The organism is Pseudomonas sp. DCB_AW (assembly GCF_026240895.1).
GTDB classification, from domain to species: Bacteria; Pseudomonadota; Gammaproteobacteria; order Pseudomonadales; family Pseudomonadaceae; genus Aquipseudomonas; species Aquipseudomonas kermanshahensis.
The window spans coordinates 31,991-42,459 of sequence record NZ_JAPFCE010000045.1 but is presented as its reverse complement, the minus strand read 5'-3'; the positions used below and the strand labels follow the sequence as shown (position 1 = coordinate 42,459).

Annotated in this window: 10 protein-coding genes; 8 read left to right on the top strand and 2 right to left on the bottom strand. The window is 63.4% G+C overall.

The window, feature by feature from the left end; translation table 11 throughout:
• Positions 1-160: 160 nt before the first annotated feature.
• A complete protein-coding gene (locus tag OO306_RS20490; RefSeq protein ID WP_265969761.1) occupies positions 161-1,042 on the bottom strand; it encodes a LysR family transcriptional regulator in 882 nt (293 codons plus the stop codon).
• A 97-nt stretch (positions 1,043-1,139) separates the two neighbouring features.
• Here OO306_RS20490 and OO306_RS20485 point away from each other — a divergent pair, with 97 nt between their 5' ends.
• From OO306_RS20485 to guaA, 4 genes are all read left to right on the top strand, one after another.
• Complete coding sequence (locus OO306_RS20485; protein WP_099428434.1) at positions 1,140-1,895, top strand: sulfite exporter TauE/SafE family protein; 756 nt, start codon at positions 1,140-1,142, stop codon at positions 1,893-1,895.
• A 46-nt stretch (positions 1,896-1,941) separates the two neighbouring features.
• Positions 1,942-2,499: a hypothetical protein gene (locus OO306_RS20480; RefSeq protein WP_027595679.1), complete on the top strand. Its 558-nt coding sequence runs from the start codon at positions 1,942-1,944 to the stop codon at positions 2,497-2,499.
• Positions 2,500-2,585: 86 nt separating this feature from the next.
• Positions 2,586-4,055, top strand: coding sequence for an IMP dehydrogenase (guaB, locus tag OO306_RS20475; protein WP_027595680.1), 1,470 nt, complete (start codon positions 2,586-2,588; stop codon positions 4,053-4,055).
• A 78-nt stretch (positions 4,056-4,133) separates the two neighbouring features.
• Positions 4,134-5,711, top strand: coding sequence for a glutamine-hydrolyzing GMP synthase (gene guaA, locus OO306_RS20470; RefSeq protein WP_027595681.1), 1,578 nt, complete (start codon positions 4,134-4,136; stop codon positions 5,709-5,711).
• 275 nt (positions 5,712-5,986) lie between these two features.
• Here the strand turns inward: guaA and OO306_RS20465 are convergent, their stop codons facing one another.
• Positions 5,987-6,454 (bottom strand): GNAT family N-acetyltransferase, encoded by a 468-nt coding sequence (locus tag OO306_RS20465; RefSeq protein ID WP_265969760.1) that lies wholly within the window; start codon positions 6,452-6,454, stop codon positions 5,987-5,989.
• Positions 6,455-6,622: 168 nt separating this feature from the next.
• Here OO306_RS20465 and OO306_RS20460 point away from each other — a divergent pair, with 168 nt between their 5' ends.
• From OO306_RS20460 to tadA, 4 genes are all read left to right on the top strand, one after another.
• The gene (locus tag OO306_RS20460) at positions 6,623-7,666 is read left to right on the top strand and encodes an FAD-binding oxidoreductase (RefSeq protein WP_265969759.1); all 1,044 of its coding nucleotides are present in this window, start codon (positions 6,623-6,625) and stop codon (positions 7,664-7,666) included.
• Positions 7,663-8,457 (top strand): APH(3') family aminoglycoside O-phosphotransferase, encoded by a 795-nt coding sequence (locus tag OO306_RS20455; RefSeq protein WP_265969758.1) that lies wholly within the window; start codon positions 7,663-7,665, stop codon positions 8,455-8,457. The genes OO306_RS20460 and OO306_RS20455 overlap by 4 nt, the downstream gene beginning before the upstream one ends.
• Positions 8,458-8,598: 141 nt before the next feature.
• Positions 8,599-9,981 (top strand): multicopper oxidase family protein, encoded by a 1,383-nt coding sequence (locus tag OO306_RS20450; RefSeq protein ID WP_027595684.1) that lies wholly within the window; start codon positions 8,599-8,601, stop codon positions 9,979-9,981.
• A complete protein-coding gene (tadA, locus tag OO306_RS20445) occupies positions 9,981-10,466 on the top strand; it encodes a tRNA adenosine(34) deaminase TadA (RefSeq protein WP_027595685.1) in 486 nt (161 codons plus the stop codon). Before OO306_RS20450 ends, tadA begins: the two co-directional genes overlap by 1 nt.
• Positions 10,467-10,469: the final 3 nt, after the last annotated feature.

Genomic DNA, 10,469 nt, shown 5'->3' with positions numbered 1-10,469 from the left:
GTTGGACAGACAAGGCGGTCGCGCGCCCATGCCACAGGTCTGACTGGCCCGAAACAGATGTGGGAGCGGGCTTGCCCCGCGAAGCGCCGCGCGGGCGGCGCTCGATCTCCCAGGCGCTAAAAATCCCCCGTCATGCACCAAGGCCCCCATCACACCCCCATCACGCCCCCTGCATCCCCGCCAAAAACTGCCGCACCATCAGCCCAGCATCCCGCCGACACGCCAATGCCACCGTACTCTCACACACCTCACCCAACGCCACGAACCTGACCGATGCCGGCGCAATATCGCGCATGCATGCCGGCAACAGCGCCACCCCAAACCCCGCCTGAATCAGCTGCAACTGCGTGGTCTTGCGTGAAACCACCTGGGCCGCCTGCGGAAAGAACCCTGCATTCATGCACAGCGAGGCCGACAAATAGCTCAACCCGCCGCGGTCCCGGTGAGGAATAGAAATGAAGCGCTCGCCACGCAGCTGCTCCAGTTGCACGACCGGCGCTTCAGCCAAGGGGTGCCCAGCGGCGACAGCCATTAATAGAGGCTCGCTGAACAGCTCATGCAGCACCACGCCTTCATGCTGGCGCAGCACCGGCAGCCGCAACAGGCCGATATCCAGCCGCCCAGCGGCGATATCCTCCAATTGCGCCTCCGAGGACTGCTGCGCAATCTCCAATGCAATCCCGGGGTTGCCTTGCAAGTACGTGCCCAAGCGAGCCAGCAATGGCCCGGTCAGCGGCACGGTGCTGGAGTGGTTCAGGCGCAGGCTGCCTTGCAAGCCGTCGCCCATGTCGCGGGTGATGCGCTCGGCCTGTGCCAGGTCCGCCAGCAAGCGGCGGGCACGCTGCAAAAAGGCGTCCCCGGCAAGCGTCAAGCGTGGCAGGCGTGCAGTGCGTTCGAACAACGGCGTGCCCAGGTGCTGCTCCAGCTCCTTGATCTGCCGGCTCAGCGCCGACTGGGCGATGTACAACCGCTCGGCGGCGGCGCTGAAACTGCCGCTCTCGGCAATTTCCACGAAGTAACGCAACTGGCGGATCGACGTCATGTCATGCCTTTTCGAGATGGGTAATGGCGCAAAGGCATATTAGTCGGCATGGCTCATGGCTGGCTAACCTTTGCGTGACTTCTCAGGAATACACGCCATGCTCACCCAATTGTCCTTTTCCGGCCTCGATTGGCTGCCCATCCTGCTCGGTGTCGGCCTGGCCTACATCGTTTTCGGCATTGCCGGTTTCGGCACTGCGCTGGTCGCGGCGCCGGTGCTGATCCACTTCATGCCGCTGTCACGGATCATCCCGCTGTTGGTGCTGCTGGACTTCGTGGCGGCCTTCGGCAACTTGCTGCCTTCGCGCCGGGATGTGGTACGCGGCGAGCTGCTGCGTCTGCTGCCCTTCATGGCGATAGGGTGCACCCTGGGGGTGGTGTTTCTGTTGCGGCTCAAGTCCGATCTGCTGCTGTTGCTGATGGGTTTGTTCGTCAGTGCCTATGCGTTCTATAACCTGGCGGTGAAGGTGCGCCCGGCGACCTTGTCCGGCTTCTGGGCGGTGCCCATGGGCACGGTAGGGGGCTTGTTCGGTGCGTTGTTCGGCAGCGGTGGTTTTCTTTATGCGCTATACCTCAGTGCTCGTCTGGAGGCGAAAGAGCAGGTGCGGGCTACCCAGAGTGCGTTGATCAGTTGCAGCACGGTGGTGCGCCTGTCGCTGTTCCTGATCGCCGGGGTCTACGCCGACAGCAGCCTGCTGTTGCTCGCTGCCTGCCTGTTGCCGGTGATGTTCGTCGGCTTGTGGGTAGGGCGCCGGCTGACCCTGAAATTGTCCCGCGAGGCCTTTGTGCGCCTGGTCACGTGGCTGGTGCTGGCCAGTGGCTTGGCCATGATCGGTCGCTACCTGAGCCTGTGAGCGGTAGAATTGCGGCATTACCGCAGTTCGCAGGTTTGCTTCCTTAATGAACACCCAGAGCATCATCGTCCCCAAGCTTTCCACCGTTCCGGCCAACGAGGCCCGCGCCCGGGCGATCGTACGCTGGCTGGTGCGCGAGAAAATCGTCGAAGAGCAACTCACCACCTGTGGCCGCACCGGAAATCGCATGGGCCATGCCTTGGCCGAAGGTGCGCGCAAGGTGGCCCTGCACCCCGAGAAACTGCCCTTCGGTGAGCAGGCCAGCGGCCTCGAGATCATGCTCAAGCGCTGCATCTATACCCCGACCGACGGTTTTCTCGAAGAAGCCGGCTGCCCGGAGTGCCGCCGTGAAGTCGGCGAGCCGCTGTTCGAGAGCCTCGAAGAGTGGATGCCAGGGGTCAGTGACAACTTCACCTGCCCGCTGTGTGGCTTCGAAGACGACATCAATGGCTTTCTTTACCTGCAGCCATGTGCCTTTTCCAACCTGGGGTTCATCTTCAACAACTGGGGCGAGGCCGGGTTCACCCAGGCCTTTCTCGACAGCTTCGCCGACTGGCTCGACCAGCCAGTGGCGGTCGTGCAGGTAAAACTGCCAGAACGCTGACCGAAGGCCCTTATTTTGCATTGAGCGGCGCGCCGTGGATGAGTATAATGGCGCGCTTCCATTTTTCCCGCCCGGGAGCCCCCGCGATGCTGCGTATCAGCCAAGAAGCCCTGACTTTCGACGATATCCTCCTTGTACCTGGCTATTCCGAGGTACTGCCCAATGAAGTCAGTCTCAAGACCCGTTTGACTCGTGGCATCGAGCTGAACATCCCTCTGGTTTCCGCCGCCATGGATACCGTGACCGAAGCGCGTCTGGCCATTGCCATGGCTCAGGAAGGCGGCATCGGCATCATCCACAAGAACATGACCATCGAACAGCAGGCCGGCGAAGTGCGCAAGGTCAAGAAGTTCGAGGCTGGCGTGGTCAAGGACCCGATCACCATCGAAGCAGACGCCACCGTGCGCGACCTGTTCGACCTGACCCGCCTGAACAACATTTCGGGAGTTCCGGTGCTGGAGAACGGTGACCTGGTCGGTATCGTCACCTCCCGTGACGTGCGCTTCGAAACCCGTCTGGATGCCAAGGTCCGCGATGTGATGACGCCCAAAGAGCGTCTGGTCACCGTGCGCGAAGGCGCCAACAAGAACGAAGTCCGCGAGCTGCTGCACAAGCACCGCCTGGAAAAAGTCCTGATCGTCGACGACAAGTTCAGCCTCAAGGGCATGATGACCGTCAAAGACATCGAAAAAGCCAAGGCCTACCCGCTGGCCAGCAAGGACGACCAAGGTCGCCTGCGCGTCGGCGCTGCCGTCGGTACCGGCAAGGACACCGGCGAGCGCGTTGCTGCCCTGGTTGCTGCTGGCGTTGACGTGGTGGTGGTGGACACCGCCCACGGTCACTCCAAAGGCGTGATCGACCGCGTACGCTGGGTCAAGGAAACCTACCCGCAAGTGCAGGTGATCGGCGGCAACATCGCCACCGGCGCTGCGGCCAAGGCCCTGGCTGAAGCTGGCGCAGACGCCGTCAAGGTCGGTATCGGCCCAGGCTCGATCTGCACCACCCGCATCGTCGCCGGTGTCGGCGTGCCGCAAATCAGCGCCATCGCCAACGTCGCCGCTGCGCTGGAAGGCACGGGCGTCCCGCTGATCGCCGACGGTGGCATCCGCTTCTCCGGTGACCTGTCCAAGGCCATCGTTGCCGGTGCTTCCTGCGTGATGATGGGTTCGATGTTCGCCGGTACCGAAGAGGCCCCGGGTGAAGTCGAGCTGTTCCAGGGCCGCTCCTACAAGGCCTACCGCGGCATGGGCTCGCTGGGTGCCATGGCACAGGCGCAGGGCTCGTCCGACCGTTACTTCCAGGACTCCTCGGCCGGCGCCGAGAAGCTGGTGCCGGAAGGCATCGAAGGCCGCGTACCGTACAAGGGTGCCTTGGCAGCCATCATCCACCAGCTGATGGGCGGCCTGCGTTCGTCCATGGGCTACACCGGCAGCGCAACCATCGAAGAGATGCGCACCAAGCCGGAATTCGTGCGCATCACCGGTGCCGGCATGGCCGAGTCCCACGTGCATGACGTGCAGATCACCAAAGAAGCCCCTAACTACCGCGTAGGCTGAGGCTTCCAGCACTATCAGCATGCGGGGCTGTCACGACAGCCCCGCGTCGTTTCCGATTTCCACTGACGAGATTGAGTCATGGCCCTCGACATTCACGCTCACCGCATCCTGATCCTCGATTTCGGTTCCCAGTACACCCAGCTGATCGCCCGCCGCGTGCGCGAGATCGGTGTCTACTGCGAACTGCATCCGTTCGACATGGACGATGAAGCGATCCGCGAATTCAACCCGCGCGGCATCATCCTCGCCGGCGGCCCCGAGTCGGTACACGAAGCCAACAGCCCGCGCGCGCCGCAGGCTGTGTTCGACCTGAACGTACCGCTGCTGGGCATCTGCTACGGCATGCAGACCATGGCCGAGCAACTGGGCGGCAAGGTGACCGGTTCCGACCTGCGCGAATTCGGCTACGCCCGCGTTGATGTAGTCGGCAAGAGCCGCCTGCTCGACGGCATCGAAGACCACGTAGACGCCGACGGCGTGCTGGGCCTGGACGTATGGATGAGCCACGGTGACAAGGTCACCCAGATGCCTGGCGACTTCCACGTGCTGGCCAGCACCCCGAGCTGCCCGATTGCCGGCATGTTCGACGACGCGCGCGGCTACTACGGCGTGCAGTTCCACCCGGAAGTGACCCACACCAAGCAGGGCGGTCGCATCCTCTCGCGCTTCGTCCAGGACATCTGCGGCTGCGAAGCCCTGTGGACCCCGTCCAACATCGTCGAAGACGCTATCGCCCAGGTGCGTGAGCAAGTTGGTTCGGCCAACGTCCTGCTGGGCTTGTCCGGCGGCGTGGACTCCTCCGTGGTTGCCGCGCTGCTGCACCGCGCCATCGGTGACCAGCTGACCTGCGTCTTCGTCGACAACGGCCTGCTGCGCCTGCACGAAGGCGACCAAGTGATGGCCATGTTCAAAGAGAACATGGGCGTCAAGGTGATCCGTGCCGACGCCGAGGCACAATTCCTGGGCAACCTGGAAGGCGAAGCGGACCCTGAGAAGAAGCGCAAGATCATCGGTCGCACCTTCATCGACATCTTCGATGCAGAAGCCAGCAAGCTGGACAACATCCAGTTCCTGGCCCAGGGCACCATCTACCCGGACGTGATCGAGTCGGCTGGCGCCAAGAGCGGCAAGGCCCACGTGATCAAGTCGCACCACAACGTCGGTGGCCTGCCAGAGGAAATGAACCTCAAGCTGGTCGAGCCGCTGCGCGAGCTGTTCAAGGACGAAGTCCGCAAGATCGGCCTGGAGCTGGGCCTGCCGTACGACATGGTCTACCGCCACCCGTTCCCAGGCCCGGGCCTGGGCGTGCGTATCCTTGGTGAAGTGAAGAAGGAATACGCCGACATCCTGCGTCGCGCTGACCATATCTTCATCGAAGAACTGCGCAAAGCCGACTGGTACCACAAGACCAGCCAGGCCTTCGTGGTGTTCCAGCCGGTCAAGTCGGTTGGCGTCGTTGGCGACGGCCGTCGTTACGCTTGGGTCGTGGCCCTGCGTGCCGTCGAGACCGTGGACTTCATGACCGCGCGTTGGGCACACCTGCCGTACGAGCTGCTGGAGACCGTCAGCGGCCGTATCATCAACGAAATCGAAGGCATCTCGCGCGTCACTTACGACGTGTCGAGCAAGCCGCCGGCCACTATCGAGTGGGAATGATTTCGCGCCTGGCCACGGCCGGCGTCCGATAGCAGGAAGCTACCAAAAGCCCGCATGATTGCGTAATGATGTTCACTTAAGAATGCCGGGGCCGCTCTGCGGCCCATCGCGGCACAAGGCCGCTCCCACACCGACCGCGTTATGCCCCTATTTACAGGGCATGCGCGAACATTGTGGGAGCGGCCTTGTGCCGCGATGGGCTGCAAAGCGGCCCCAATACAGGCGATGGATCACTTAAGTGAACAGCATTACGCATGATTGCGGGCTTTTGCGTTTTACCCAGCGCGTGTATCGACCCTGAGCTGCAAGATCTCATCTCCCGCTTCGTCCTGCTCGCCTGTCGACGTCCAGCCTAGGTGCCGATAGAACCCATACGAGCGCACGTCAGGGTCGCTGGAGCACGCCAGGAACAGCCGCTCGAACCCCAGCGCCCGCAGGTGGTCGACGACCTTCTGCAGCAAGCGCTTGCCGATCCCTTGGCCCTCAAAGGCAGGCAGCAGGGCAAGCACGGTCACCTCGCCACTGTCCTTGTCGGCGAAGCAGTAGCCCACTATCTGGCTGCCCTTGCAGGCCACGAAGCCTGGGCCGCTTCCATCGCGAATGCCGCTGCTCCAGGAATCGACGGTGATGCCTAGCGCGCGCAGGTCTTCTTCTGTGAACGCGTTTTCCCGGGTCAATGCTCGCAGGGTCATACACGCTGCGGCATCTTCAGGTACTGCGGGGCGAAAGGTTATGGCTGTCATAAATTCGGCCTCATGTTGAAAGCGCCATTGTGCGTATACGACGGTCTGCGAGTCTGTGAGCAAACGTAAGCTGCCGGACGCCATTGAACGTGAATACGATTGTTCACAGACGTTAAGGCTGCCTTTGCGCACACTACGCTTCCTCGGTTTTGCGCAAGGACAAACGCAATGGCACGCAAAGTTCCTCATGTAGTGGTGGTGGGCGGCGGTATCCTCGGCGCCTCCATCGCCTGGCACCTGGCCCGGCGGGGTGCTCCGGTCACCGTGCTTGAACGCGAGCGTGCCATTGCCCGGGGTGTCACCGGGCACTCGTATGGTTGGGTGGGCAACGGCAGCCGCCTCCCTTCCGAGCACCCGGCAAGCTTTGCCTTGGAGCAGCTTGCCCTGGCTCAATTTGCGCAGCTGACGCAAGCGCTCGGGCCGCTGCCGGTGGCAGCGCAAGGTGGCTTGATCTGGCTCGACAGCGAGCAGGAGACCTTGGCCATGCTTGCCGAGCAGCAGGCGGCAGGTGTGTCGATGATGGCGGTGGGGCGCGAGCGCATCCGCGAGCTGGAGCCCGGCCTGGTGCGGGCACCGGACATGGCAATCTGGGCGCCGGACGATTTTGCGGTCGAGCCTGATGCACTGGCTGAGCGCTTGTTGGCGGCAGCCCAGGGCGAAGGCGCTAAGGTGCTTGAGGCGTGCGAGGTACTGGCGCTGGAGGTGCAGGGCACGCGCATTACCGGTGTGCGTACCCACGCGGGCATCGTGCAGGCGGATGTCGTTGTACTGGCCAATGCCATGGGCGCCCAGAGCCTGACCCGGCAACTGGGGCAGGATCTGCCCATCCACGAAGCGCCTGCGGTGCTGCTGCGGTTCGATGCCGCACAGGTGCCGCTGCGCCATCTGCTGTACGGGCAGTCGCTGGAAGTGCGGCCCGCTCGAGGTGGTGGACTGCTGTCGGCAGCTGACTTCCCAGGTGAAGCGGGGATGGCCGAGCTCGGTCGTAGCAGTCTAGAAGCGGTTGCCAGTCTGTTTCAGCCCAGTTGCGAAATGTCGCTGCGATCAATCCGGGCAGTGTACCGGCCAAAAACCGACAGTGGCCTGCCACTGCGTACGTTCCTTGAGGGGTTCGAAGGGCTGTACGTCACGGTCGCTCACCCAGGCGTTATTCTGGCGCCGCTCATGGGCAGCGAGGCCTGCGAAGACATCCTCAAAGGGCAGATGCCATGACGAGGCGCACACCTGCCGAGCAGCTCCTGCCAGCAGGCTGGCGAGAGGCCCATGGCGTTGTGGCGATGGAGGTTCAGGCGCTTGGCGAGTCTGGGGCCAGTGTCTGGCGCCTGCGCCGCGAATGCGCCGAGGATCTGTTCCTCAAGTCCGAGCCCGTGGCGGCGCTGGCGGAGCTCCCGGGCGAGGTCAGCCGCCTGCGCTGGATGGCGGGGCAGGGCATGTCAGCGCCTCGGGTCATCGACGCCGCTACTGAACAGGGACGGCACTGGTTGTTGATGACTGCAGTGTCAGGTCAGAGCTTGGCTGAATCGACTAAGCGTGCGCCAGCGGCCACGGTTGCCCTGATGGCCGAGGCACTGCGCCAGCTGCACCAGCGACCGGTCGGGGAGTGCCCGTTCGATCATGCGCTGGCGGCGCGGGTGAGGTTGGCGCAAGCGCGCATTACGGCTGGCCTAGTCGATGAGGCAGACTTCGATGAAGAGCAGCTTGGGCGCACGGCCAGTGATGTGTTCGCCGACCTGTTGGCGGCGCGCCCGGCGAAGGAGGACCGGGTGGTGACCCATGGCGATGCCTGTCTACCGAACGTGATGGCTGAGGGTACACGCTTCAGCGGTTTCATCGACTGTGGCCGCCTGGGTGTGGCCGACCGTTGGCAGGACTTGGCGTTGGCAACCCGGGATATCGCCGCTGACCTGGGGGATGAGTGGGTGGCGCCCTTTCTGGCAAGCTATGGGATCGAAGCGGATCCTGCCCGGATCCGCTTTTATCGATTGCTGGACGAATTCTTTTGACGCTGCGCTCAGCTACCAGGCCCAGACCTCCCTGCGACAAGACTTCACTTAATCTTTCCCATTTGCAGGTGTATCGTATTCGCCCTTCATCGCCAGCCCTGCTGGCAGCTTGATTGCGCCGAACACGAGGTACCCGCACCGATGTCCTTCACCCGTCGACAAATGCTCAAGGGCCTCACCGGCCTGGTTGTGGTAGGCCTGGGCGCCGGAGGCGCAGCGCGGTACTGGCTGGGCAAGGTCGAGGACGAGAATGCCGGGCACGACTACGAGCTGATCGCCGCGCCCCTGGACGTGGAACTGGTGCCGGGCTTCAAGACCGAGGCTTGGGCCTTTGGCCCTTCGGCGCCAGGTACCGAGCTGCGGGTACGCCAGGGCACCTGGTTGCGGGTGCGGTTCATCAACCACTTGCCGGTCGAAACCACCATTCACTGGCATGGCATCCGCTTGCCGCTGGAAATGGACGGCGTGCCGTACGTGTCGCAGCTGCCGGTCAAGCCGGGCGAATACTTCGACTACAAGTTCCGCGTGCCGGATGCGGGCAGCTACTGGTATCACCCACATGTCAGCAGCTCGGAAGAGCTTGGTCGCGGACTGGTCGGCCCGCTGATCGTCGAGGAGCGCGAGCCTACCGGGTTCCTGCATGAGCGCACGCTGAGCCTGAAAAACTGGCACGTAGACGAGCAGGGCGCCTGGCTGCCGTTCAGCATCCCGCGTGAGGCCGCGCGTAACGGCACTGCCGGGCGGCTGATCACCATCAACGGCCAGCCCGACGCGGTCACCGAGCTGCCGGCCGGCCAGGTGGTGCGGGTGCGCCTGCTGAACCTGGACAACACCTGGACCTACCGCCTTAACCTCAAGGGCAACTGCGAGGCGAAGATCTACGCCCTCGACGGCAACCCGGTGACCCCGCGCCCGTTGGAAGACGAGTACTGGCTTGGCCCTGGCATGCGCATCTGCCTGGCCATCCGGATTCCCGAAGCGGGTGAGGAAATTTCCCTGCGCGACGGTTTCGTGCGCCTGGGTACCCTGCGTTCGGTGCCGAGCAACGACGCGCCGAGTGACTGGCCGCCAGCGCTGCCGGCCAACCCGATCGCCGAGCCGGACCTGGAGAATGCTGAAAAGCTCAACTTCAATTTCGAGTGGGCGGCCAAAGTTTCTGTCACCCCTGACCCGAACAAACCATCGAGCCTGTGGCAGATCAACGGCCAGGCCTGGGACATCACCGACAAGACATGCGCCGACCGGCCCATCGCCACGCTGCAGAAGGGCAAGAGCTACATCTTCGAGCTGAAGAACATGACCCAGTACCAGCACCCGATCCACCTGCATGGCATGAGTTTCAAGGTGATTGCCTCCAACCGCCACGACATCAAGGAACCGTGGTTCACCGATACCTACCTGCTGGGCAAGAACGAGCGGGCCCAGGTGGCACTTGTGGCCGATAACCCGGGCACCTGGATGTTCCACTGCCACGTCATCGACCACATGGAAACCGGCCTGATGGCCGCGATAGCGGTGGTCTGATGCGCCCACACATCATTGATCGCAGCCGCGATCAGGAATTCATGCGCATTGCTCTGGCCCTGGCGGCCGAGGGCGCGGCCATGGGCGAGGTGCCGGTAGGGGCGGTGCTGGTACAGCATGGCCAGGTAATCGGCCAGGGCTTCAACCGGCCCATTATCGACAGCGACCCGAGTGCGCATGCCGAGATGGTTGCCATTCGGGCTGCGGCCAAGTCGGCGAGCAACTATCGGCTGCCGGGCAGCACGCTGTATGTGACCCTGGAGCCTTGCAGCATGTGCGCGGGGTTGATCGTGCATTCGCGGGTGGCGCGGGTGGTGTACGGGGCGCTGGAGCCCAAGGCGGGTATCGTGCAGAGCCAGGGGCAGTTCTTCGGCCAGGGCTTCCTCAACCATCGGGTAATGGTAGAGGGCGGGGTGCTGGCGGAGGAGTGTGGGCAGATCCTCAGTGACTTCTTCAAGGCGCGAAGGGTAAAGAGGGGGGGATAGCAG